The sequence below is a fragment of the Actinomycetota bacterium genome (genome assembly GCA_030682655.1).
Classification (GTDB): Bacteria; Actinomycetota; Coriobacteriia; order Anaerosomatales; family JAUXNU01; genus JAUXNU01.
This window is the reverse complement of sequence record JAUXNU010000187.1, coordinates 1-22,695: the sequence shown is the minus strand read 5'-3', so window position 1 is coordinate 22,695 and position 22,695 is coordinate 1. Positions and strand designations below refer to the sequence as shown.

27 protein-coding genes and 1 tRNA gene are annotated in these 22,695 nt (G+C 64.5%); 19 read left to right on the top strand and 9 right to left on the bottom strand.

Features of this window, described 5'->3' with window-relative positions:
• Positions 1-81 precede the first annotated feature (81 nt).
• The 16 genes from Q8K99_12345 (at position 82) to dnaB (ending at position 11,652) form a co-directional block, all read left to right on the top strand.
• On the top strand, positions 82-1,296 hold the full coding sequence (locus tag Q8K99_12345) for a GGDEF domain-containing protein (protein ID MDP2183343.1): 1,215 nt from the start codon (positions 82-84) through the stop codon (positions 1,294-1,296).
• A 12-nt stretch (positions 1,297-1,308) separates the two neighbouring features.
• Positions 1,309-1,974 carry a DUF1461 domain-containing protein gene (locus Q8K99_12340; GenBank protein ID MDP2183342.1) on the top strand — a complete coding sequence of 222 codons (666 nt, stop codon included), beginning with the start codon at positions 1,309-1,311 and terminating at the stop codon, positions 1,972-1,974.
• Positions 1,975-2,095: 121 nt separating this feature from the next.
• Positions 2,096-2,242 carry a DUF5679 domain-containing protein gene (locus Q8K99_12335; protein MDP2183341.1) on the top strand — a complete coding sequence of 49 codons (147 nt, stop codon included), beginning with the start codon at positions 2,096-2,098 and terminating at the stop codon, positions 2,240-2,242.
• 177 nt (positions 2,243-2,419) lie between these two features.
• Positions 2,420-3,061 (top strand): TrkA family potassium uptake protein, encoded by a 642-nt coding sequence (locus Q8K99_12330; GenBank protein ID MDP2183340.1) that lies wholly within the window; start codon positions 2,420-2,422, stop codon positions 3,059-3,061.
• Positions 3,062-3,064: 3 nt separating this feature from the next.
• Positions 3,065-3,733 (top strand): TrkA family potassium uptake protein, encoded by a 669-nt coding sequence (locus tag Q8K99_12325; protein ID MDP2183339.1) that lies wholly within the window; start codon positions 3,065-3,067, stop codon positions 3,731-3,733.
• Between the two features lie 14 nt (positions 3,734-3,747).
• Positions 3,748-3,900 carry a hypothetical protein gene (locus tag Q8K99_12320; protein MDP2183338.1) on the top strand — a complete coding sequence of 51 codons (153 nt, stop codon included), beginning with the start codon at positions 3,748-3,750 and terminating at the stop codon, positions 3,898-3,900.
• On the top strand, positions 3,900-5,402 hold the full coding sequence (locus Q8K99_12315) for a potassium transporter TrkG (GenBank protein MDP2183337.1): 1,503 nt from the start codon (positions 3,900-3,902) through the stop codon (positions 5,400-5,402). Before Q8K99_12320 ends, Q8K99_12315 begins: the two co-directional genes overlap by 1 nt.
• Complete coding sequence (locus Q8K99_12310) at positions 5,399-5,962, top strand: hypothetical protein (GenBank protein ID MDP2183336.1); 564 nt, start codon at positions 5,399-5,401, stop codon at positions 5,960-5,962. The genes Q8K99_12315 and Q8K99_12310 overlap by 4 nt, the downstream gene beginning before the upstream one ends.
• 68 nt (positions 5,963-6,030) lie before the next feature.
• Positions 6,031-6,106 (top strand) — tRNA-Gly (locus Q8K99_12305).
• A gap of 172 nt (positions 6,107-6,278) precedes the next feature.
• On the top strand, positions 6,279-7,220 hold the full coding sequence (locus tag Q8K99_12300; GenBank protein ID MDP2183335.1) for a M23 family metallopeptidase: 942 nt from the start codon (positions 6,279-6,281) through the stop codon (positions 7,218-7,220).
• 78 nt (positions 7,221-7,298) lie between these two features.
• Positions 7,299-7,592, top strand: a complete 294-nt coding sequence (gene rpsF, locus Q8K99_12295; protein MDP2183334.1) for a 30S ribosomal protein S6 — start codon at positions 7,299-7,301, stop codon at positions 7,590-7,592.
• A 61-nt stretch (positions 7,593-7,653) separates the two neighbouring features.
• Positions 7,654-8,064 (top strand): single-stranded DNA-binding protein, encoded by a 411-nt coding sequence (gene ssb / locus Q8K99_12290; protein MDP2183333.1) that lies wholly within the window; start codon positions 7,654-7,656, stop codon positions 8,062-8,064.
• 76 nt (positions 8,065-8,140) lie between these two features.
• Positions 8,141-8,401: a 30S ribosomal protein S18 gene (rpsR, locus tag Q8K99_12285; protein MDP2183332.1), complete on the top strand. Its 261-nt coding sequence runs from the start codon at positions 8,141-8,143 to the stop codon at positions 8,399-8,401.
• A 7-nt stretch (positions 8,402-8,408) separates the two neighbouring features.
• Entirely contained in the window at positions 8,409-9,359 is a 951-nt protein-coding gene (locus Q8K99_12280; GenBank protein MDP2183331.1) for a DUF2232 domain-containing protein, read from the top strand.
• 58 nt (positions 9,360-9,417) lie between these two features.
• Positions 9,418-10,041 (top strand): 50S ribosomal protein L9, encoded by a 624-nt coding sequence (gene rplI, locus Q8K99_12275; GenBank protein ID MDP2183330.1) that lies wholly within the window; start codon positions 9,418-9,420, stop codon positions 10,039-10,041.
• A gap of 261 nt (positions 10,042-10,302) precedes the next feature.
• Positions 10,303-11,652, top strand: coding sequence for a replicative DNA helicase (gene dnaB, locus Q8K99_12270; GenBank protein ID MDP2183329.1), 1,350 nt, complete (start codon positions 10,303-10,305; stop codon positions 11,650-11,652).
• 23 nt (positions 11,653-11,675) lie between these two features.
• On the opposite strand, the gene Q8K99_12265 is transcribed toward dnaB, so the two are convergent.
• Positions 11,676-11,930 carry a glutaredoxin family protein gene (locus tag Q8K99_12265; GenBank protein MDP2183328.1) on the bottom strand — a complete coding sequence of 85 codons (255 nt, stop codon included), beginning with the start codon at positions 11,928-11,930 and terminating at the stop codon, positions 11,676-11,678.
• A 140-nt stretch (positions 11,931-12,070) separates the two neighbouring features.
• Between Q8K99_12265 and Q8K99_12260 the strand changes: the two genes are divergently transcribed.
• A complete protein-coding gene (locus tag Q8K99_12260; protein ID MDP2183327.1) occupies positions 12,071-13,450 on the top strand; it encodes an FAD-dependent oxidoreductase in 1,380 nt (459 codons plus the stop codon).
• A 9-nt stretch (positions 13,451-13,459) separates the two neighbouring features.
• On the opposite strand, the gene Q8K99_12255 is transcribed toward Q8K99_12260, so the two are convergent.
• The 7 genes from Q8K99_12255 to Q8K99_12225 all read right to left on the bottom strand — a co-directional run bounded on the left by Q8K99_12255 (position 13,460) and on the right by Q8K99_12225 (position 20,386).
• Positions 13,460-14,077, bottom strand: coding sequence for a TetR/AcrR family transcriptional regulator (locus Q8K99_12255; protein MDP2183326.1), 618 nt, complete (start codon positions 14,075-14,077; stop codon positions 13,460-13,462).
• A complete protein-coding gene (locus Q8K99_12250; protein ID MDP2183325.1) occupies positions 14,074-15,135 on the bottom strand; it encodes an ABC transporter ATP-binding protein in 1,062 nt (353 codons plus the stop codon). Before Q8K99_12250 ends, Q8K99_12255 begins: the two co-directional genes overlap by 4 nt.
• Before the next feature lie 9 nt (positions 15,136-15,144).
• Positions 15,145-16,266: an ABC transporter permease gene (locus Q8K99_12245; protein MDP2183324.1), complete on the bottom strand. Its 1,122-nt coding sequence runs from the start codon at positions 16,264-16,266 to the stop codon at positions 15,145-15,147.
• The gene (locus tag Q8K99_12240) at positions 16,266-17,408 is read right to left on the bottom strand and encodes an ABC transporter permease (GenBank protein MDP2183323.1); all 1,143 of its coding nucleotides are present in this window, start codon (positions 17,406-17,408) and stop codon (positions 16,266-16,268) included. Before Q8K99_12240 ends, Q8K99_12245 begins: the two co-directional genes overlap by 1 nt.
• Positions 17,405-18,385, bottom strand: coding sequence for an ABC transporter ATP-binding protein (locus Q8K99_12235; protein ID MDP2183322.1), 981 nt, complete (start codon positions 18,383-18,385; stop codon positions 17,405-17,407). Before Q8K99_12235 ends, Q8K99_12240 begins: the two co-directional genes overlap by 4 nt.
• Positions 18,382-19,158 carry an efflux RND transporter periplasmic adaptor subunit gene (locus Q8K99_12230; protein ID MDP2183321.1) on the bottom strand — a complete coding sequence of 259 codons (777 nt, stop codon included), beginning with the start codon at positions 19,156-19,158 and terminating at the stop codon, positions 18,382-18,384. The genes Q8K99_12235 and Q8K99_12230 overlap by 4 nt, the downstream gene beginning before the upstream one ends.
• A 61-nt stretch (positions 19,159-19,219) precedes the next feature.
• Positions 19,220-20,386, bottom strand: a complete 1,167-nt coding sequence (locus tag Q8K99_12225) for an HlyD family efflux transporter periplasmic adaptor subunit (protein ID MDP2183320.1) — start codon at positions 20,384-20,386, stop codon at positions 19,220-19,222.
• A gap of 241 nt (positions 20,387-20,627) precedes the next feature.
• Here Q8K99_12225 and Q8K99_12220 point away from each other — a divergent pair, with 241 nt between their 5' ends.
• A complete protein-coding gene (locus Q8K99_12220) occupies positions 20,628-21,650 on the top strand; it encodes an arsenic resistance protein (GenBank protein ID MDP2183319.1) in 1,023 nt (340 codons plus the stop codon).
• 64 nt (positions 21,651-21,714) lie between these two features.
• Positions 21,715-22,071 (top strand): hypothetical protein, encoded by a 357-nt coding sequence (locus Q8K99_12215; GenBank protein ID MDP2183318.1) that lies wholly within the window; start codon positions 21,715-21,717, stop codon positions 22,069-22,071.
• A gap of 72 nt (positions 22,072-22,143) precedes the next feature.
• Here the strand turns inward: Q8K99_12215 and Q8K99_12210 are convergent, their stop codons facing one another.
• Positions 22,144-22,554: a hypothetical protein gene (locus Q8K99_12210; protein MDP2183317.1), complete on the bottom strand. Its 411-nt coding sequence runs from the start codon at positions 22,552-22,554 to the stop codon at positions 22,144-22,146.
• Positions 22,555-22,695 lie beyond the last annotated feature (141 nt).

Here is a 22,695-nt window from a genome sequence, read left to right as displayed (position 1 = left end):
GAAGAGGGACGGTACACTTCGACTCACCTCTGCGCCGTCGCGGTCACCGGGCGACGACGCAAATGCCCGGGAGGTCGGTGCTTGAGTCCGAGCCGCATCACCAAGATGCTCGCCCGTCGCGTCATGATCTCGTGGCGGGAACAGCCGACGCGCTTCGACATAGAGGCACTGCAGGCCAACGTGCGTCGCGTTGGGCTTGTCATTCGCGTGAGGTGGGCACTCGTCGGCTCGCTCGCGGGCTTCTCTCTCCTTGGCGGGTGGGCGTACGCGCTTGAGATTCCGCTTGCGGACCTGTGGATCAACATGCGCATGCCGGCGCTCGCCATGGTGTTCGTGCTTGTGTACAACACCTACTACTGGCTGACGTACAGACACCTGGGCAACATCGCCCTCCTCAATCACGCGCAGCTCATGTTCGACGCGGTGGTCGTGACCGTGCTCGTGTACTTCAGCGGTGGGGTGTACTCGTGGTTCTGGGCCATGTACTCGCTATTCATCCTCGAAGCGGCGTTCATCCTTCCCAAGCGCTGGCACACATGGCTCATCGCGGGGTTCTGCGGGGGGTTGCTGGGAGTGCTTCTCCTTGGCGAGTACCTCCAGGTGATTCCACATGTCACGGTGCCGTTCTGGGGAAGCAATCTTCAGCTGAATCGCACATATGTGGCCGTTAGGTACATGTGGCAGATCACCGTGCTCGCGGGAACCGCGACGGTAGCCACGCTGATGACGGCGTCGATCCGCAATCGAGAGGCCGAGCTGGCGGCGGCATCCATCCTCGATGACAAGACCGGCCTGTACGACCGGCACTACTTCCTCCGGGCCCTGTCCAGCGAGTTGCTCCGGGCCGCCAGGGCATCGCGTCCGGTTCACGTCATGCTCATCGACATCGATCACTTTGCGGATTTCAACCGGCTTGTGGGCATCGAGCGCGGTGATGCAATGCTGCGATTGGTTGCCGACGCGCTTTCAGAGAGCATCAGGGTGGGACAGGACGGCTCGCCCTGCGAAACGAACATCGCGAGCCGCTACGGCGGCGAGGAGTTCGCCGTCGTGCTGGCCGATTCCGGCCAGGGCACCCCGGGAGCCGAGGACGCACTTGCGTTCGCCGAGAATGTTCGCCGGGCGGTCGAAGGCCTTCGCGTCAACGACGCCGGAGTGACGGTGAGCATCGGCGTGGCGTCATTTCCCGGTGACGGGTCAACGACGCAGGAGCTTCTCGACGCGGCAGACGGTGCGCTTCACAGCTCGGCGGCGGCTGGCGGCAACTGCTCCAGACTCGCGGCCGACCTCGACTAGGGACGTGCCACGATGACGCAGGCCCTCGAGAAGGCGGCGGTGGGCCTCGCGCTTGCGGTTCTCATCGCCGGAGTATCGGTCATCGCTCTGACCACTCCCGGGTTCACCAGAACGGTGATGTTGGCCACGCACGGCCCCGCTCTCGCCGGGCTCGATCGCGATACCGCCGTCCGGACTGCCGAGGAGGTCAGACGCTACGTGGCCGACGGCTCGGTCGGACAGACGCTTCCCGCGGTCGTCGGCGCCAGGTCCGGCTTCGATGCTTCCGCCACGGCACATCTGGACGATGTGCGGGCCGTCATGGAAGCTACGCGGCTTGCGACAGGCCTGTCCGCTGCGCTGCTGGCTGTCTGGATGCTTGCGGCGTTCGTGAGCCGGCGGTGGCGGGTCGTGACGGGCGCCCTGAGGGCCGCGGCGGGCATTGCTGTCAGCGGCACGGTGCTCGCCTCGGCAATCGCCGCACTCGATTTCGATCGATTCTTCGCGGGTTTCCACGGCCTGTTCTTCGAGACCGGGACGTGGACCTTTCCCGCCGACACGTTGCTGGTCCAGCTCTTTCCCGAGGCTTTCTGGGTCGCTGCGGGCGTCGCATGGGCGGGGCTCCTGCTCTTCGCAGCCGCAGCACTTGCCGTCGGTGCGGGGGTAGTGGACGCGAGACTTGCACGGTCTTCGGCATGACAAACGGCTGAAGACGTGTAAACTTGCGTGTGGGCACACCGCCTTCATGTGAGCAATAACGTCGGGACCGTGATTCGACACAGACCCGGCGGGGAATCCGATATCGAGGAGGTGACGTTGCATGGCAGCTAAGGAAGGCTACTGCGTCAAGTGCAAGGCCAAGCGTGAGATGAAGGATGCGCAGGCGATCACGATGAAGAACGGTCGTCCGGCAACCCAGGGCATTTGCCCCGAGTGCGGGACAAAGATCTTCAAGATCGGCAAGTAGCGCCATCTTGCGAGAGATTCGGGCGCCGCAGGTCTGAGTAGACCGGCGGCGCCCGTGTTATTGGAGCCTGCACGCGAAACCCCACGCTGTTGACAGTGGTAGGGGGCAGGAGTAGCGTCCGATAATCATTGCCGGTGTGGCTGCACACTGGCGTCGGGATGGAGGCGCATCAGGCGCATGAACGTCATTGTGGTGGGGTGCGGGAGAGTCGGCTCTCAGCTGGCAACCCTGCTGTCGGTCGAGGGTCACAACGTGGTCGTCATCGACAAGGACGCAGAGGCCTTCAAGCGGCTAGGCACCATCTTCAACGGCGTCACCCTCAAGGGCCTCGGCTTCGACGAGGAAGTGCTCACCGAGGCCGGCATCCGCGACTGTGACGCTTTCGCCGCCGTCACCAACCTCGACAACACCAATCTCATGGCCGCCGAGGTGGCGCGCAAGATCTTCGAGGTCAAGCACGTGGTGGCGCGCCTCTACAACCCGGTTCGCGAGCGCACATACCAGCAGCTCGGGCTCGACTACGTGTGCGGCACCACGCTGGTCGCCGAATCGCTGCTCGACAAGATCAAGGCGGGCCACGGCCACCATCTCGGCTCTCTCGGCGATGTCGAGATCATCCAGTTCAAGGCGACCCGCGCGGTTGACGGCAAGCGTGTGGGCGACATCGAGATCGCGAGGCGTTTCAGGATAAGTGCGATCTCCCGCGGTGACACGATGTTCGTGCCCGAGTCAGACGCGATCTTGCACACCGGCGACGTCGTGATCGCGTCCATCAAAGAAGAGGCGTTCGGCAAGATCGAACGCTACATGGAGGACTGAGCCGTGTTCATCGTCATCAACGGCGGCGGCAAGGTCGCCTCCTATCTTGCACGGACCATGCTCGAGAACGGCCACGACGTGGCGCTCATCGAGAAGCGCGAAGGAATCATCGACAAACTTGTCGCCGAGCTATCCTCCGACGTGCTCCTCATCCACGGCGACGGATGCGACGCCTCGTTCCAGGAGGACGCGGGCGTCGGAAGGGCTGATGTCTTCGTTGCATCCACTGGCGATGATGATGACAACCTCGTGGCGTGTCAGCTCGCCAAGGTCGCATTCGGCGTTCCTCGGACCATCGCACGAGTCAACAACCCCAAGAACGAGCACATCTTCAACGCTTTGGGAATCGAGGCGATCTCATCCACGACCATCATTTCGCGGATGATCGAGGAAGAGGCCACCGTCGGCGACATTCGCACGCTCGCCAGCCTTCGCAAGGGCAACATGGCGATCGTTGAGATCGAGCTTCCGACCGACCGGTGTGTCGTGTGCAACAAGAAGATCGCGGAGCTGGCACTACCGGTCGATTGCGTGCTGGTTGCACTCGTGCGTGGCGACGACGATGTCGTGACCGTCCACGGTGACACCGAACTCATGCCCGGGGACGTGGTCATCGCGTTCACTGCTGTCGAACACGAGAAGGCCCTCAAGAAGGCACTCACGGGTTCGTAGAGGCGGATGACACAATGGCGCAGCAGCGCAAGCCGATCCCGCGCCTAGGAGCACGGGGTGGGTGGGGGCAGTACCTGGTGGGCGTGCTCGTTGAGAGCGCGTTTGTAGTCGCGCTCGCGCTCGCGGCACTTGCTCTCGCGGCACTGGTGCTCCTGGTGGTTCGCTGATGCTGCTGCGGCCGCTCATCGAGGACCACAAGGTCATCGGCAAGTACACCGCCAAGATTCTCGTAGGCGTCGGTCTGCTCATGGCCATCCCTCTCGTGACCGCGCTGCTTCTGCGCGAGTGGGACTCTGCGCTCGACTTCGTGATCGGCATGGGGGCGTGTCTCATCCCGGGGTTCGCGCTCCAGGTGCTTTGCCGCACCAAGAAGGAGCCCTCGTGGAGCCACGGTCTCGTGATCGCCTCGGGTTCCTGGATCCTCGCGACGTTGCTCGGCGCGATTCCGCACTGGCTGTCGGGTCACGAAGGCAGCTATCTCGACGCGATGTTCGATGTGATGAGCGGATACACGACCACCGGTCTCTACCTCATTCAAGACCTCGACCATATATCCTCGGCGCTCAACATGTGGCGGCACCTGCTCACCTGGGCAGGGGGCCAAGGAATCATCGTCGTGGCGCTCACGTTCCTGTTCAACGGTGCGGCGGGCGCGTACACGCTCTATGTCGGCGAGGGCAAGGACGAGCGCTTGCTGCCAAACGTCGTCCACACCGCACGGGCGATCTGGCTTGTGAGCTTCGTGTGGCTTGCTGTCGGCGCGACGGCCCTCGCGGGTGCCGGCCTCTACCTGGGCCAGGAGCCGCTGCGGGCGGTGCTCCACGGCATCTGGGTCTTCATGGGTGGCTGGAGCACCGGTGGGTTCGCGCCCCAGTCGTACAACACGATCTACTACCACTCGCTGCTCTATGAGTCGCTCACGGTCGTGGTCTTCATCGTTGGCTCGTTCAACTTCGCGTTGCACTGGGCCGTGTGGACCGGCGAGCGTCGCGAGATCAGGCGGAACATCGAGATTGTCAGCTTCACCGTCACGCTCATGCTCACGACGCTTCTCGCGACCTACGCGCTGGCGAAGGCAGGTGTGTACTCGGACGCGGTGGTGCTGTTCCGCAAGACGTTCTACCAGCTCGCATCGGGACACACGACGACCGGATTCTCGACAATCTACTCGCGCTCGTTCGTCCGGCAGTGGGGTGAGGTCGGCATGGTCGCCACGACGATCGCGATGGCGATCGGGGCATCCGCATGTTCGACCGCAGGCGGCATCAAGGGTATGCGTATCGGCATCATCACCAAGGCGATGATCCGGGAGGTGCGTCGCGTCATGATGCCGCCGTCGGCGGTTGTCAACGAGCGTTACCATCACATACGCACGACGATACTCGAGGACGGTGTGGTGCGCTTCGCGCTGCTCATCACGGTCGCCTACATCACGATGTATGCGCTCATGACGATCCTCGGCTTGATGCATGGGTACCCGTTGAGCGAGGCCTTGTTCGAGGGCGTGTCTGCCGCCTCCAACACCGGTCTTTCGTGCGGCGTGACGGGTCCCGCGATGCCCTGGGACATGAAGGTCGCCTACATCCTGGCGATGTGGCTCGGGCGGCTCGAGTTCATGTCAGTGTTCGCTGTGGCGGGACACCTCATCGCGGTGGTGAGGGGTCGATGAGCATGTTCTGGCCAAGGACACGCACGGTCGTCGGGGTCGCGCTGCTCGCGCTCGTTGCGGCTGCGCTCGTGCCGGCACCCGCGCATGCCCAAGACGGCGTCCCGCCGCTGAGCGCCGAACTCGTAGAGCGCGCCGATGAGTTCGACGGCACGACCATCACGTTCGAAGGCGAAGCGATCGGCGAGGTCATGTACCGTGGCGATCACGCGTGGGTGCACGTCAATGACGACGCCTACAAGGCACGCAACGTGGAAGAGGGGGCCGCCCTGGGCGGGTACAACACGGGACAGGCCTTCTGGGTGCCGGCCGATATGGCGCGCAAGATCGAGATCTGCGGCGACTATCACCATGAAGGCGACACCGTCCGCATCGTGGGCGTCTTCAACGCTGCGTGCTCCGAGCACGGCGGGGACATGGACATCCATGCGACGGCGGTGGAGGTTGTGACTCCCGGCCACCACGTCAATGACCCTATCGAATACTGGAAGTGGTATCTGGCTGCCCTCTCGGTTCTTGGCACGGGGCTGTCGTTCGCGTGGTTCAGACGCTCGGGCGAGTGAGCGTGCCCCGATTTGCCGCTTCTGTGAGCGCTGGTCTACAATCCATCACGCGCCGAAGGGCGCAAGACGCGGGCATAGCTCAGTTGGTAGAGCGACAGCTTCCCAAGCTGTAGGTCGCGGGTTCGAGACCCGTTGCCCGCTCCAAGAAGTGCGAAGGGCCGTCCGGTGGGCGGCTCTTCTTCATGCCGCTCGTCGGTTTCTGCCGCCTTCTGTCATCCGGAGGCAGGAGATGCGACGCTGATAGCGAACACACGTTCGTAGAGACGCGCCACCACCCCTTGCTCTCCTCGGTGCGAAATGAGAGAAGGGGTCTGCCATGATACGGTTCCTTGCCGGGATGGCGCTATGCGCCGTCTTCGCGCACGCCATACCTGCATTCGCCACTCCCTCCGCGTGGCCGTTTGCCGAAGAGCGGCCGGTTGTGTTGGGATACGGCTCCACATACCTGAGGGATGCCAAGGAGTACGCGCACAGCGGCATCGACATTGCCGGGTCCGAGGGCGATCGGGTACTCGCATGCGCCGGGGGCACCATCAGCTTCGCGGGACGCGTCCCTTCCGCCGGGGGCGGATCGGTTCTGGCGGTGACAATCGAGCTCCCCGACGCACGCAAGCTTACGGTGTTGCCTCTGGCGTCGCTGGATGTCCGCGCAGGAGAGACAGTCGAATGCGGCAGTACCTTGGGCATGCTCGCCGCAGTCGGCGACTCGTCGTGTGAGGCAGCGCACGTTCACGTTAGCCTGCGCCGAGGAGAGCTCTACGAGGACCCCGGCGCGCTGCTCCTCGCGCCCGTCGCGCTCTCGGTGCCGGAGCAGAGTGCATCGGCGGACATGGCGGTTGGAGTTGTCAGCCCGGGCGTGACGGACGCTGAGGTGCCTGCCGGCGCGGGTGCGGGTCTATCAGTGGCCGTTGCGGTACGAGGAGCTGAGCTTGCGAACTCGGGCGGCGTGGAGGCGGGGGCCTCCGGGGAGGTAGTCGGAGCGCGCGGCGTTGAGGTTGCGCGCTCGGCCGGCTCGCTCGGGGTTGGCTCCACCGTTCATGAAGGAGTGTTCATCGGCGAACCTGCGCCGACGCGGTCTCCGAATCTCGGAGTGACCGCCCGCCCGGTCGGGCAAACGGGGCTCGCTGCGGCCTTGTGTCGCTCGCTGGCCGCGCTGGCTGCAGCAGGTTCTGCCATTTGCTTTTCCCGTTTCTACGAGAGTCCGAAGGGCCGTGTCAGACCTGGGGGCCACGCTGTTGCAGCCGCGGTAGGTCGGTGATACACTTCGGAGGCTCATTTCCTGCTCCGGGCGCTGCCTTCCTGTTCCGGAGCCACTTAGCCCAAAGGAGGTGAATACGTGAAGGCTTACGAACTCATGATTCTACTAACCCCCTCTCTCGATGATGAGGCGCGCGAGGCCGTTCTGGAGAAGATCCAGGGTCTCGTGACTGCCCAGGGGGGCACCGTGGACAATCTCGAGTCTTGGGGCAAGCGCAAGCTCGCGTTCGAGGTTGAGTCCGTCACCGAGGGCGACTACGTCGTACTCGACTTCCATGCTGCTCCCAGTGCGATCGCCGAGATAGACCGCGTGCTGCGCATCACCGATGCGGTCATCCGGTTCATGGTCGTGCATCGCGAGGATCGAGACTGATCTTCGGAGACCGGGCCGGGTGGCGCACACGCCATTCGAGCAACGAAGAGGGTGTTTACAGATGAGTATCAATCGAGTTGTCATATCCGGGAACCTAACGCGCGATCCCGAGCTGCGCACCACATCCAGCGGGATGGCGGTGCTCAAGCTTGGCGTCGCCGTGAACGACCGTCGCAAGAACCCAGAGACGGAGCAGTGGGAAGACGTACCCAACTTCGTCGACGTGACCATGTTCGGCGCGCGCGGCGAGGCAGTCTCCCGGTATCTCTCAAAGGGCACGAAGGTGGCCATCGAGGGCAAGCTCCGGTGGAGTTCGTGGGAGAACCCGCAGGGCGAGAAGCGCTCCAAGCTCGAGGTCATCGTGGACGAGATCGAGTTCATGAGCTCTCGGGATTCCAGCGGGAAGCCCGGTGGCTTCGAAGCCCCGGCACCGAGCTCGGGGCCGATCGACGACGAAGAGATCCCGTTCTAGCAGACCGTCCGGCGGCCTCCTCCCGCCGGGCGAAACGACTCATTCGGCCCCAGAGGGGCTCGAAGGGAGGTAAGAGATGTCCGATTACGCTCGCAAGCCGCGCAGGAAGTACTGCGCGTTCTGCAAGGACAAGGTCGAATACATCGACTACAAAGACGCGCAGATGCTGCGCAAGTACATGACGGATCGCGGCAAGATCAAGCCGCGCCGTGTGTCCGGCAACTGCGCCCAGCACCAGCACCAACTCTCCATTGCCGTCAAGCGTGCGCGTGAGATGGTCCTCGTGCCGTACACCATTCCCGTGGTGAGCGGTCGCGTGGACGGCCGCAGGCGGTAGAGACACCGTGACGTTGCGCCCCTCAGCGATACGCGTTCCGGTCGTGCCGATCGTGGTGTGCCTTGCGGCAGTCGTGATCGCGCCCGACATGCCATACGTGGGGCTGCCGCTTTGTGCCGCAGCGCTTGCGGCCATGGCGTTTGACGGGCGTGCGCTGACCGCAGTTCTCACCGCGAGCGCGGCGGCCGGTGCGGTCTCGTTCCTGGGTGGCATCCCTGCAGCCATCGCGGTGACACCTGCCCTGGCGGCGATTCTCGTCGCGGCCTCCAGCCTGCGCAAGCGCTCGGCCCTGCGAACCACTGCGGCGCTGGCATTCGTTCTGACCGCGGTGTTCGTTGCTGCAGATGTCTTCGCCGCGCGAATGACCGGGATGGTCTTCACGCAGTTCATTGCCGAGTCCACGACGCAGGCGGCCTCCGCGGCTGCCGCGCTAGCGGGATCGGAAGTGGTCGCCGAGCAGGTCGGCGCTCTGGCGGAGTTTCTGGCACGGACGTGGCCCGCTGACTACGCCGTGACTGGAATCATCTCGGCCGTCGGTATCGTCACGGCCATCGGATGGGCATCTCGACGTGTCGGCGTTTCGACCCAGCGGCTTCCCCGGCTGGACAGCTTCGACCTCAGCCCGTGGGTGTTGGTCGCCCCGACGGCAGCGCTTGTTCTGCTCGCTGTCGGTCGAATGAACACCCCGGCGATAGTGACGACGCTAGGGTTGAACGTGCTCTTGATCGTGCGGCCGCTGTTCGTGTGGCAGGGGCTGGCGGTCACCGCAGATTGGATGCGTCGCGGAAACGTCGCTCCCCTTGGCCGGATCTTCGTGTACGCAGCGGTGGCTCTTGTCGAGTTGCTGTTCCTCGGCCTCGCGATGATAGGGTTGATCGATCTTAGGGCGAATCTGCGCAAGATAGCCCGGTCCGATGAGGCGGCAGACGAGGCTCCGGGTCCGGCATCAGGAATCTGAAGGATGGTATTTCTCTCACGAGTCGCCGTGCGACTTGAGGAACGATAGGGAGTCCAGAATGAAGGTCATACTCACGCAGGAAGTCAAGGGCAGGGGCGGTGAAGGCGACGTGATCGAGGTCGCTCGCGGGTTCGCTGTCAACTACCTGTTCCCCCGCAAGCTCGCCTTGGAGGCGACGTCGGGCAACCTGAAGCAGCTCGAAGCGCGCCAGGGCAACATTCGCAAGCGCGAGGGCGCCCGCATGGGCGATGCCCAGGCGATCGCCGACGTTCTGCAGGGCAAGAAGGTCACGATCGGCGCCAAGGTCGGCGACGAAGGCCGACTGTACGGCTCCATCACGAATCACATGATCGAAGGCGCCATCGCGGAGCAACTGGACGTAGATGTCGATCGTCGTAAGATCGATGTCCACGGCCACATCAAGGAGCTCGGTGAGCACGTCGTAAGTGTGCAGGTATACCGCGACATCTACGCCGAGGTCACCGTGCGTGTTGTGGCGGAGGGCCAGGTTGAGTCGACGCTCGAGGCACTCGAGGCCGTTGAAGCAGAGATCGAGGCCGAAGAGGCCAAGACTGTGGACGCAGATGCCGAGGCGGATGAACCCGGCGATTCCTGGAGCGCCGAAGAAGCCGATACCCGGGAAGCCGCTGAGGCCCCCGAGGACGATTCGGTCGAAGAGTAGGCAAGCGGGTCGGGGACGCCGCCGTACGGCGGCGTCCGCATGCCCGATTCTGTCGCAATCTGTGGATGTTCTGGAAATCCCAGGACAGACCATTCATGCGCTGTGGACAACGGTCCGCGGCGCGTTGCTTTGTCAGACACCGCTGCTATCATCGGCCACGTCAAGGACCAGTCCGTATGGGTGCTGCTGCATGGTGCGGCGGGTGCTCTCACGGGCGGATGAGGACGGGCAGTGGTTGATCTGGCTACCAGGCGGGCAGGCATGATAGGTCTTGCCGACCGGGTTCCACCGCACAATCTGGAGGCGGAGCAGGCGCTCCTTGGCGCTACGTTCCTGTCATCGGAAGCCGTGGAAGTCGCCATGAGCACGGTGTCCGCCACGGACTTCTACCGCCCGGCCCACCAGCGGGTCTTCAGTGCTGTTGAGCACCTATTCAACTCGGGGCAGCCAGTCGATCAGGTTAGCGTGGCGGACCGCCTCGATGCTGCAGGTGACCTAGAGCAGGCGGGGGGCAAGGCGTACCTGCTCGACATCACGGGTGTCGTCCCGACCGCTGCCAACGCACCACGCTACGCGGAGATCGTGCGCCGGACATCCATGCTTCGCGATCTCATCACCGCCGCAACCAAGATCGTTGCGATGGGCTACGACGCGCCGGACGATCTCCGCCAGGTAGTCGAGGAAGCCGAACGGGCGATCTTCCAGGTCACCAGCAAGAGAGTCGCCAGCAGCTTCCGAAAGATGGACGAGCTACTCGGCGTGACATTCGAGCACCTCGAGAAGCTCGCCGAGCAGCAGCAGCACATCACCGGCGTGACCACCGGGTTCGCGGATCTGGATCGCATTCTCGCCGGTCTTCACAGGGGAGACCTCATCATCCTTGCAGCGCGTCCCTCCGTCGGCAAGACGGCGCTCGCGCTCAACATGGCCATCAACGCAGCGAAGGCCGGCACATCGGTTGCGCTGTTCAGTCTCGAGATGGCTGCCGAGCAGCTCATCCAGCGCATTCTGTGTTCCGAGGCCCGAATCTCGTCCCAAAGCGTTCGCACGGGAAACATTCGCGAGGAGGACTGGACCGCGATCGCCAGCGCGATGGGTCGAATCGGCGACCTCGACTTCCACGTCGACGACTCGCCGGCAACCACCATTCTCGAGGTCCGAGCGAAGGCCCGACGCCTACTGCGCAACAAGCCAAACGGCCTTGTGGTCGTGGACTACCTGCAGCTCATGCAGCCGCACAGCCGCCGTTACGAGAACCGGCAGACCGAGATCGCTGACATCAGCCGGGGCCTCAAGATCCTGGCCAAGGAGCTGGAGGTTCCCGTTGTCGCCCTGTCTCAGCTCTCGCGTGCCGTCGAGCAGCGTGCCGGCAAGCGCCCGCAGCTCTCGGACCTGCGAGAGTCGGGCGCGATCGAGCAAGATGCCGACGTCGTCATGTTCATCGACCGCGTAACGGATGCCAGGGCCGAGGAGGGCGAGGATCGCCGCCCCGCGCTCGGCACAGCCGAGATCATAATCGCGAAGCACCGCAATGGGCCCACCGGACACGCGACGCTGACGTTCCTCGATCGCTATACGAAGTTCGAGAGTCACACTCGCGAGGATACCTAGGCCGACAGGTGAGCCAGGGGCGCCTAGTTCTTGGGTTGGAGCTCCATGAGCCGTCGAAACTCGGCTTCGTTCCAGCCCACAACGACTCCGTTTCCGGCGCGGATTACGGGAACCCCGTACTGGCCGGTCATGAGGACCATCTCCTTGCGAGCGCCGGGGTCGCTGATGATGTCGGCCTCGGTGAATTCGATGCCGTTGTCGATCATGTATGCCTTTGCCGCGCGGCACCAGGAGCACGTCGGGGAGGTGTAGAGCTTCACGCGTTTCTGCTGGTCCACGCATTCCTCCAAGCAGGGGTCGTCTCCCTGTGTTTGTTCCCCCAAGGGCAGAAGCCGTGGCCTAACACCGCCCGAATGGTATCTTCTCCAATGGAACGACGGCTACCAGGCAAGGCAGCGCACGCTACCGGGAGGTTCATGTGAGTAGGAGCTACGACGTGGTCGTGGTCGGGGCGGGCCCGGCGGGCATCTTCGCTGCCCTCGAGCTGGCGACTGCGGACTCGCTCGACGTGCTGGTCGTTGAGAAAGGCCACGATATCTCCAAGCGCCGTTGCCCCGCGCGGGACACTGCGTGCGTCGGCTGCCGCTCCTGCGACATCATGACCGGCTGGGGTGGCGCGGGAGCGTTCTCCGACGGCAAGCTCACGCTCACCGGAGAGGTTGGCGGCTGGCTCGGGGAGTTCGTCGGCAACGCATCCCTCGACCAACTCATCGAAGACGCCGACGCCCTGTGGCTCGAGTTCGGCGCAGACGCCCACGTCTACGATCCCGATCCGGATGTCGCTGCGGACCTTCAGCGCCACGCAGCACTTGCGGATATGCAACTGGTTCCGATGCGCATCCGGCACCTTGGCTCCGATCGCTCTCCGAAGGTGCTCGATGCGATGCGCGCTCACCTGGTGGAGCGAGGAGTCGAGATCCGTACAGACTGCATGGTCGCGCGGATTCTTGCAGATGCCGGGCACGTCGAGGGAGTCGAGCTCGCTGACGGGACCGTGATCAAGGCGGACACGGTGATAGCGGCACCGGGGCGAGAGGGAGCCGATTGGCTCGCGGCGCAAGCGGGATCTCTCGGCATCGGCCTGTCGAACAACGCGGTGGATATCGGGGTCCGCGTGGAGGCGCCGGCGTCGGTGATGGAACCGCTCACCGACGCTCTGTACGAGGCCAAGCTCCTCTACTACTCGCGTGCCTTCGGCGACCGGGTGCGCACGTTCTGCATGAATCCGTACGGCGAGGTCACGACCGAGTCCTATGGCGACGTTGTCACCGTCAACGGACACTCATATGCCAATGAGAAGACCGCCTACACCAACTTCGCAGTGCTTGTGAGCCAGAGCTTCACGCGTCCGTTCCGCGAACCTATCACCTACGGGCGCTCGATCGCGCGGCTTGCGAATCTCCTTGGCGAAGGGATCATCATTCAGCGGCTCGGCGATCTGAAGGCAGGGCGGCGCTCGACGGCAAGCCGCATCGCACAGTCGGTGGTGGTGCCTACGATGCCGCGGGCCACGCCGGGAGATCTGGCCTGCGTGCTGCCATATCGCCATCTCGTGGACATCCTCGAGTTCATCGACGCGTTGGACAAACTGGTCCCGGGAATCGCGTCACCGAGCACTCTGCTCTACGGCGTGGAGGTGAAGTTCTACTCGTCGCGACTTGATGTCGACGCGAGCCTGATGACGCAGGTGTCGGGTTTGTACGCGATCGGCGACGGCGCGGGGGTCACGCGCGGGCTCATACAATCGAGTGCGAGTGGCCTTGTTGCCGCACGGGCGTGCCGGCGCTCTCGCGCGTAGGTACGTCCGTCAGGCGGCCTCCGACCACCCCATGATGCGCATGACGGCTTCGGCTACGGCCTCGTCGGCCTCGTCCTCGAGCACGATCGACGTGACGAAGTAGCCCACGAACAGCGCCATGAGCACGCGAACGCGAGCGGCGGTCTGCGTGGGCGTGCACGAGATGTCGAACTCGCCGTCGATCCTCTCGGTGGTACCCGTGAGCCTCGTGCAAAGGGGCTCCACGATGTTGGCTCGATACGCGCCAAGGAAGGTCGGGTTGTAGGTGGTCGCTGCGAGCACCGTTCGCAGCACCGGGCCATAGACTGCCATCGCCGTGCGCCTCTGCGCGAACACGGCCATGAGCTGGTCTCGCAGGACAGGTGCGCGCGCCGAGTCCAGGAGTGCATTCGCCTCGCCCCGGAGTCGCTCGGCGAAGCCCTCGATGATTGCGACGAAGAGGGCCTCCTTGCTTGCGAAGTGCCGGTAGAGGGCCGGCTCGCTCACGCCCACCCTGTTCGCGATCTCGCGTAGCGACCCTGCGTCGTAGCCGCGTTCCGAGAACACCGCCAGCGCGGCGTCGAGGATGTCCGCCCGCCGCCCTTGCACCACTTCGCGGAAGAAGCGGATATCGGAAGAGTGTGTCACGGCGGGCCGTCCCCTTGCGGCGTCTCGTCCGCAGGCTCCTCGGCCGTCTCCGGCGGTGCAAGCTCCTCGGCAGGAAGGAATCCCAGCGGCGACGTGAGGTCGCTCGCCGCTGGGGACCTTGCCTGCTCGGCAATGCGCTGTTCCGTCACAAGGTGCACGAACACGTCCTCGATCGTGGGGTCCACCGGTGCGATGTGGAGCACATCGAGACCCCCCGCCCGCAGGACTTCCGCGACGGCGTCGCGCGTGGTGACGGCTGCACTCGATACGTTCGCGTGCAGGGCCGCACCGCTCAGGTACGCGTCGTGGACGCCCTCGGCCTTCTCGAGTACCGTGAGCGCCCGCTCGGTGTCGTCGACTTCGACCTCGAGCACTGTCTCCGTCATCAGCTCGCGTATCTGCCGAGGAGACCCGCTCGCGATGATCTTGCCTCGGTAGATGAAGGCGAGCTTGCCGCAGTGTGCGGCCTCGTCCATGTAGTGAGTCGTCACGAACAGTGTCACGCCACTCGCGGCCAGGTCGTACAGCAGGTCCCAGAAGTGCCGCCGGGCGGTCGGGTCGACGCCGGAGGTCGGTTCATCCAGGAAGATGAGCTCCGGCTCGTGTATGGTTGCGCACCCTAGCGCCAGGCGCTGCTTCCACCCCACCGAGAGGTTCGCCGTCAGCTCGTTCTCCCGCCCGACCAGGTCGGCCATCTCGAGCACGTAGGCTCGCCGCTCAGCGAACTTCTCCGGCGACAGGTCGTACACGCCCGAGTAGAACCGCAGGTTCTCACCGACCGTCAGGTCCTGGAACAGCGAGAACTTCTGGCTCATGTAGCCGATGCGTCGCCTGACGGCTTCCGGATCACGCAACACGTCGGTGCCGAGCACGCTCGCCTCGCCGCCCGTTGGCGTGATGACGCCGCATAGCATCCGTATCGTGGTTGTCTTGCCCGACCCGTTCGGGCCGAGGAACCCGTAGATCTCGCCGGCCGCAACATCGAGGTCGATGGCGTCGACGGCTGTGAAATCGCCGAAGCGCTTCGTCAGTCCGCGTACCTGGATCGCTGCGTCCATCGCCGCCTCCTAGTCCGTCAGCCGCTTCTGGAACCGGGTGAGGGCCAGTGCGAAGATCACGAGTCCGAAGACGGCCATTGCCGCGTACTGCGGCCACAACGCGGCGAACCCCGTGCCCTTCATGAAGCTGGAGCGCAGCACGACGACCACGTAGCGCAGGGGGATGAGATACGTGATGGGCACGACGGCCGGGGGCATCGACTCGAGCGGGAAGATGAAGCCGGACAGTACCATCGTAGGAATCAGGATGAACATATTCATCTGCTGTGCCTGGTGCCGCGTGTGCGAGACCGTCGAGATCAGCAGAGACTGACCGATTGCGCTGAACAGGAACAGAATCAGTCCCGCACCGATCACGAGCAGGTTGCCGTTGAACGGCACGCGGAACCAGTAGATGCCCACGACCATGACGACGGTGATCTGGATCGTGGCCAGGCCGATGTAGGGCATGATCTTGCCGATGAGGTACTCGCTGCGGGTGATCGGCGTGACGAACATCTGCTCGAGTGTGCCCTGCTCGCGCTCGCGCACGACCGCCTGGCTCATGATCGCGCCGATCGAGATCAGCAGAATCGTCGCGACGAGTCCGGGAATCATCGCGTTGACCGCGCGAAGCGTGGGGTTGAACAGCACGCGCACCCGCGCGTCGATTCCCGCGGCGTCTGGCATGAGCCCCGACTCTTCGAGTCGGCGTTGCGAGAAGTCGGCGAGAACCTGGGCGGCGTATCCCGAGGCCACTGACGCGGTCTTGCTGTCAGCGCCGTCCACCACGATCTCGAGAGGCACCTGCTCCCCGCGTTCGAGTGCGGCCTGGAGTCCCGGAGGAATGAGTACTGCGACCTGAACATGGTTGCCGTCCATCAGGGGCCGAAGCGCCCTCTCATCGGCAGGTCGTTCGAGGATCGTGAAGTAGCCGGTGTTCTCAAACGCCGAGGATAGGTCTCGCGAGACCGCCGACTGGTCCTGATCGACGATCGCGGTGGGAATGTTGCGAACGTCCGAGCCCACGACGTAGCCGAACATGATGAGCTGGAGCACCGGCATGATGAAGATAAGCGGTAGAAGCATGCGGTCGCGGCGGAGTTGGAGGAGTTCCTTCCACATGAGCAGACGTATGCGTCGTCCGGACACTAGCGCGCCCTCCTTGAGTACAGCAGTGACGCGAGCGTGAGTGAGACGATCGCATAGAGCGCGAGGGCGCCGATCTGCGGCCACAGAACGTCAAAGCCCGCGCCCTTCAGGAACACCGAGCGCGAGATGGTCACCATGTAGCGCCCGGGGAAGATGTAGGACACGTACTGCAGGAAGCGCGGGATGCTGTTGAGTGGGAACGCGAAGTCGGAAAGCATGAAGCCCGGCAGGAAGCTGATGAGCAGCGCGACGAGGTTCGCGACCTCGACGCTGGAGGCGCGCGCCGACACGAGCAGGCCGATGGCCAGCGAGCACAGGACGAACAGGAAGGTACTCGCGACGAGTACGAGCACGTCGCCACGCAGGGGCACGCCAAAGACGAACATGCCCACGAGCGAGACGCCGATCATGTCGGCGAACGCCAGCACCACCCATGGTGCGACCTTGCCGACCATCAGCTCGCCGCGCCGGATAGGGGACACCACGATCTGTTCGAAGGTCCCCTGCTCCTTCTCCTTCACAAGCGTGACCGCTGTCTGCTGCACGGTGACGATCATGATGATGACCACGAGCAGGCCGGGGATGAGGAAGTCTGCGGACTTGCGTTCAGGGTTGTACCAGGTGCGGATGCGCGGCTCGATGCGTCCTCCCTGGGTCGGGTCCACACCCTGGCGCTCGAGCCAGTCGAAGGTAACCTCTCGCCCGAGCTTCTGGTTGAGCGCGACGGCATACGTCTGCCCGAGCTGCGCGGAATTCGGTTCTGAACCGTCGACGAGCACCGAGACCTCGCCCTTCTCGCCGCGCGAGATGGCCTCGCCGAAACCGGGGCGAACCATGATTGCGATGCGCGCCATGGACCGGTCGAATGCGGAATCAACGGCGTCCATCGAGTCGACGCGCTCGACCACATGGAAGAAATCGCTCTGCTCGTAGGCCGCGAGATACTTGCGACTTGCGGTGGTCCGGTCGCCGTCAAGCAGCACCGTGGGCACGTTGTTCACGTCGAAGCTGATCGCGTAGGCGAACAGGAGTAGCTGGATCAGTGGCATCGCAAGCACCGCAAAGAGCATCCGCGGGTCGCGACGGATGTGGATGAACTCCTTGCGCCCGATGGCGAGGATGCGGCGTATCGTCTCCCTCACGTGACCGCCTCCTCGCGCTCCCGGGCGGCAGCAGTCTCGATGTTCGCCTTGCGTGTTTCCTCGGCGAGGAAGGCGAAGGTCGCCTCCATGTCGACACGCGCCGGCGCGATGCTCTCGACACCGATACCCGCCAAGGAGAGTGCGTCGCGAACACCCTCAGCTCCCGGCCCGCCGTTGCCGACGACCGTTCGCACGACGTCGCCGTAGACGGTGGACGCCAGCGTCCAGGGCTCCTCGGCAAGCTGCCTGACAGCGTGTCGCTGATCGGAGACAACGAGTTCGTAGAGAGTGCCCGGCACGCTCGCCTTGAGCCCCGCCGGCGTGTCGCGGAAGAGTATCCTGCCGCCCTCCATGAAGGCGACGTGGGAGCAACGCTCGGCTTCGTCCATGTATGGAGTCGCCACGAAGACCGTGATGCCCTGCTGGTGCAGGCCGGCGATGATGCGCCAGAACTCGCGTCGGGAGACAGGGTCGACGCCGGTCGTCGGTTCGTCGAGAAAGAGCAGGTCGGGCTCGTGGATCAGCGTGACGGCGAGCGCGAGCTTCTGCTTCATGCCACCGGAAAGGTACTGCGCTTGCCGCTTCGCGAACTCGGTGAGCCCGGCGAACTCCAGCAGGCGTTTGGAGCGCGAAGCGACCTCGCCCCGCGGTACGCCACGCAGGTTGGCGAAGAATGCGAGGTTCTCGCGGACAGTCAGGTCGGGGTAGAGCGAGAACTGCTGCGACATGTATCCGATGCGGGGCTTCACTCCGCCGGCGTCCTTGCAGACAGAGTGGCCGAAGACCTCCGCGTCGCCGTGCGAGGGCATGAGCACGGTCGCAAGCATGCGGATGAGCGTGGACTTGCCGGCTCCGTCTGGACCTACCAGCCCGAACACCTCGCCGGCTTCGACCTGGAACGAAACGTCATCGACCGCGAGCACGTCGTGCCCGAAGCGGTGCGAGACCTTCCGGATGTCGAGGGCGAGCTCGGTCACTTGAATCTCACGTCGACGGGCATGCCCGGCTTGAGAACGTCGCCGGAGTCGGGGATGTCGAGGCGCACCTCGTACACAAGCTTGACGCGCTGGTCCTTGGTCTCGATGTTCGATGGCGTGAACTCGGCTTGCGATGCGATGTAGGTGACGCGTGCATCGAACTCGCGCGACGAGGAGTCGGTCGTGACGGTCGCCCACTGGTCGAGCTTGATCTGCCCGATCTCGGTCTCGGATATGTAGACGCTCACGTGCAACCTCTTGAGGTCGGCGATCTTGGCGAGCGTCTTGCCAGGTGCCGCATTCTCACCTGCCGAGGCCGTGACCTGGGTGATCACACCCGACACAGCGGCTTCTACCTGTGCGTACCCCGCCTGCGCACGCGCCATCTCGAGCGCGGCCTTGGCTTGGTCCACCCGGGCCTTCGCCTGGTTGACCTCGGCTTTGGTGCCGTCGTCGGCCTTCACTTTCGAGAGTGCCGCCTCCGCACCCCGCACGCCCGCCTCGGCCTGCTGGACCTGAAGGTCGAGCACTGCACTGTCGAGCGAGAAGAGCACCGTTCCCGATGCGACCTCCGCTCCTTCGGTGGCCGTCACGCTCTCGATGCGACCTGCGATGACCGAAGAGACCGTGACCTCATCGGCTTCCACCGTTCCGCTCCCGCCAAGGAAGGCGTCTTCGGGGGCCTCGGTGTCGCCGTAGGTCGTCCACGCCCACCAGCCGCCCGCGGCGAGCACCGCCACGATCACGACCACCAGGATGATTCTCTTTGCCATGCCCTCAGCTCCGTTCCTGCTCTGCCGGCGCGCCCCGCGCGCTCGCTCGCGTCCGGAATACCTACAATCCCTTGCGTATCGTGACGTCGACCGGGGTGCCATGCGGGAGCGTCACTTCATCGTCGAGCTCGACGGTGACCCGGAAGCCCCTGGTCAGATGGATGATCTTGGTCGCGAAGACTGTCGGAACGAACTCATACTCGTTCTCAACGCCGGCTACGTGCGCGGCGTAGGCCATCCCGGGTTTGGAGTCCGCGAAGACGTGCGCCTGCACCCCGGGCGCGAGTCCCGCGCGTTGGTCGGCGGTCACGTAGGTCTCGAGCAGAATCTCGGACGACATCCTAACTGTCGCAAGCGGCGCGCCCTGAGCGAGTACTTCACCCGCTCCTGCGATCTCGAGCACCGTACAAGGACCCGATGCGACGATCTTCGTGCGGCCGAGGTATGTCTCGGCGATGCGGACGGCGATGTCCAGTGCATCGACTACCGCGCGGGACGCGTCCCGCGCATACTGCAGCGCGGTCTTGGTCGTGTCGAGGTCGACCTGCGTCTCGGCCAGTGCTTCGAGGGCCTTGTTGGCCTGCTCGATACCGGCGTCGATCTGGAGAAGTGCGACTTCGAGCTGCACGACGAGCGCGGCCGGGCTGGTCGCGCTCGGCGGCACGGTCCCGGTCGTGGGTGCCGAGGCCGCCTGTTTGGCCGCGTCAAGCTTGGCAGCGATGTCGGCACGTTGCACGGTGAGGTCGGCGATCGTGGTCTGGATCTCGACGGTCTTGGAGGTGAGCTCGGAGCGTCCCTCTGTGACTGCGCCGATGAGATCGTCGACCACGGAGAGATTGGCTCGTGCGCGCTTGGCGTCGGCTTGGGCCGAAGCGTACGCGTGGCGCAGAGCCGCGTCATCGATCGTCGCTATCGTGTCCCCTGCGTTGAGCTTGTCGCCCACGCCGACAGAGACGGAGTCGACGCGCGCCCACGAGGTCGCCCGCCCCGTTGCCGTGATTCCGCCGGCTGCGGCTGCACCCATCGAGCCACTGGCGACTCCGGCGCTCCCGGTCGTCTCGAAGCCGACCTCGAGGTCGGGTGTCGAGCCGGGGAGGAAAGGAACGGCGATCATCGCGGTGTCATCAACGACGCGCCCGGTGAGAACGAGCTCGTTGGCAGACGTGGACGCACAGCCGCCCGCTGCGAGAGCGGTCAGGATCAGCACTGCGATCAGGAAACGCCTCACGCTATCACCCATGCACTCCGTCGGGGGTTAGTTATCACTCACTAACATGAGTCCTCTGCGCATCGTAGTACTTTCCCGAGGCCTGTCAAGAGTCCTGCACCGAAGTCACCCTTGCGAAAGGGCACACATGCGCGGTAGAATACCCCCAAGGGTATCGCGGAGTAAACCGCTCCGCGCCACATCCGACCAACCAACCAGCCCTGTCGGCAGTGTCCGTGCTGGCGTGTTCGGAAGGATTCGTATGTCCTCGGCCACACACAGTCCCGCCCTCCGTGCGCTCGCGGGTCTTCCCAAGCACCTCTCGGTGCTCATCCCGCTCTCGATGGCTCTCGGGCTTGGCGTCGGCATCGTAGCCGACCTCTCGCCCCTGAAGTCCCTGATTCTCCCCGTGACCATGCTCATGGTCTACCCGATGCTCGTGAACTTTCGCCTGTCCGAAACGTTCAGCCTGAAGGACGGCAAGGCGGTCGGCATCGCGATGGCGATGAACTTCATCGCCGCTCCCGCCATCGCCTGGGGGCTCGCGAAGCTGTTCTTCGGCGGAGACCCCGGCTTGTTCGTGGGCATGGTTCTCATCGGGTTGTTCCCCACCAGCGGTATGACGATCTCGTGGACCGGACTGGCCAAGGGCAACGTCGCGGCCGCGGTCAAGATGACCGTCATCGGCCTGCTCGCAGCGTCGGTGCTCGCACCGGCGTATCTCTACGTGCTTGCAGGTGCGGTGGTCGACGTGGATGTGATCGGGGTGGCCCGCGACGTCTTGCTCGTCGTGTTCGTCCCGATGGTCGCCGCCGTCGCGACCAGGACGCTGCTCGTGCGTCGAGTGGGCCAGCAGGCGTTCAGGCAACGCATCGCGCCCGCGTTCCCCGGTCTCTCGACGGTCGGCGTGCTCGCGATCGTGTTTCTCGCGATCGGACTGAAAGCCAAGATGATCGCCATGAACCCCGGACTGTTGCTCCGGATCGCCGCGCCGCTGGTGCTGTTCTACCTTGTCGCTTTCGCCGTCTCGACCATCGCCGGTCGACTCGCCCTCGGACGTGCCGACGCGGTGGCCGCGGTCTATGGGAGCGTGATGCGCAACCTCTCGATCGCGCTCGGCATCGCGATCGCCTCCTTCGGCCCCGAGGCCGCCCTTGTGCTTGCCGGCGCCTACATCGTGCAGGTCCAGGCCGCGGCGTGGTACGTGAGGGTTGCCGACCGCGTGTTTGGCCCCCACGTTCACCTCGCCGAGGACAGCGGCGCGGCAGCGCCCGCATCCGCGTAGTCGCGACCTCGCCCGCGTGCGGGTTACGATAGGCTCAGCCCCGCAGTCGACCCAGAGGCCGCCGATGCGCACGCCTGCCGGCACCGAGTGCCGCTTCTACTACGAGGACTTCCAGCGTGGCGCCGCGCGCCAGGAGTGCCGTATTCCCACAGGGCCTGGCTCGCAGTCGTGGCGGCCAGACGACTGCGCGCGCTGCCCGGTGCCGGGAATCCTGCTACGCAACGACAACCCCGACCTCGGTCTGCGCATCACGATCGCGACGGGGTTCGTCGGCACGAGGCGTCGCATCAAACTCGAGTGTTGGTGCGAACGCCATGCGATCGACGTCGAGCAGCCGGAGATCGGCTGTCCGCAGTGCGCGAGCGAAGCCGAGGAGATCTTGCGACGAGCGTTTGGGGAGGGCGAGGGCAAGGGGGAGTAGGAAGCTGCTTGGTGGGGACTTCCTCGGCCGGTTGTCTCGCGGAGACTCGGAGGTAGACGGTCCACTTGGTGGTCAGTCCTCCTTGGGCGCTTGCCCCGTTATCTCGCGAGGAAGCTTCGCCTCGATGGAGGTGTAGTAGCGGGAGGCGAACTCGATCACGTCTTGGGCCTCCTTCTCGCTCACGAGGCCGGACTGCTCGTAGATCGTTGTGTTGCGCTTCCGACGCAGCTTCTGGAGCCGCCGGATCATCGGGGCTTCATCGGGCAACGCCTCTTCCATGAACTGGAACGTGTTGTAGTGCTTGCCTTCGCCGCGGGGGCGATACCCGAGGTGGTTCATGTATGCGATCGACATCTGCAGGACGCCGTTGTAGGCGATGGCGAACGCCCAATCCAGGTCGGTGTCGAGCATCGCCTCAGAGGCCCTGATGTCGCGTTTGGACAATGCCAAGAGATCTGCGATCTCTCGCGGAGTGATCGTCACGTGCTCGACAGCACGCCGCCTAAGGAAGCGTCAAACAACAACTGAGCGGTTGCGGGGATGGATCACATAGTTCCATTCGGGATGGAACTCATCTCGGGTGAGGTTGACTGTCGCCAGTTGGGCGTCTGAGACCCTGACGCC

Excerpts from the sequence above, each read along its gene's own strand:
- Q8K99_12220 (MDP2183319.1), top strand. The coding sequence starts at position 20,628 with ATGTCCTCGGCCACACACAGTCCCGCCCTCCGTGCGCTCGCGGGTCTT.
- Q8K99_12300 (MDP2183335.1), top strand. The coding sequence starts at position 6,279 with ATGATACGGTTCCTTGCCGGGATGGCGCTATGCGCCGTCTTCGCGCAC.
- Q8K99_12335 (MDP2183341.1), top strand. The coding sequence starts at position 2,096 with ATGGCAGCTAAGGAAGGCTACTGCGTCAAGTGCAAGGCCAAGCGTGAG.
- Q8K99_12320 (MDP2183338.1), top strand. The coding sequence starts at position 3,748 with ATGGCGCAGCAGCGCAAGCCGATCCCGCGCCTAGGAGCACGGGGTGGG.
- Q8K99_12310 (MDP2183336.1), top strand. The coding sequence starts at position 5,399 with ATGAGCATGTTCTGGCCAAGGACACGCACGGTCGTCGGGGTCGCGCTG.
- rpsR (MDP2183332.1), top strand. The coding sequence starts at position 8,141 with ATGTCCGATTACGCTCGCAAGCCGCGCAGGAAGTACTGCGCGTTCTGC.
- Q8K99_12230 (MDP2183321.1), bottom strand. The coding sequence starts at position 19,158 with ATGGCAAAGAGAATCATCCTGGTGGTCGTGATCGTGGCGGTGCTCGCC.
- Q8K99_12250 (MDP2183325.1), bottom strand. The coding sequence starts at position 15,135 with ATGGACGCAGCGATCCAGGTACGCGGACTGACGAAGCGCTTCGGCGAT.
- rplI (MDP2183330.1), top strand. The coding sequence starts at position 9,418 with ATGAAGGTCATACTCACGCAGGAAGTCAAGGGCAGGGGCGGTGAAGGC.
- Q8K99_12340 (MDP2183342.1), top strand. The coding sequence starts at position 1,309 with ATGACGCAGGCCCTCGAGAAGGCGGCGGTGGGCCTCGCGCTTGCGGTT.
- Q8K99_12215 (MDP2183318.1), top strand. The coding sequence starts at position 21,715 with ATGCGCACGCCTGCCGGCACCGAGTGCCGCTTCTACTACGAGGACTTC.
- ssb (MDP2183333.1), top strand. The coding sequence starts at position 7,654 with ATGAGTATCAATCGAGTTGTCATATCCGGGAACCTAACGCGCGATCCC.
- dnaB (MDP2183329.1), top strand. The coding sequence starts at position 10,303 with ATGATAGGTCTTGCCGACCGGGTTCCACCGCACAATCTGGAGGCGGAG.
- Q8K99_12330 (MDP2183340.1), top strand. The coding sequence starts at position 2,420 with ATGAACGTCATTGTGGTGGGGTGCGGGAGAGTCGGCTCTCAGCTGGCA.
- Q8K99_12315 (MDP2183337.1), top strand. The coding sequence starts at position 3,900 with ATGCTGCTGCGGCCGCTCATCGAGGACCACAAGGTCATCGGCAAGTAC.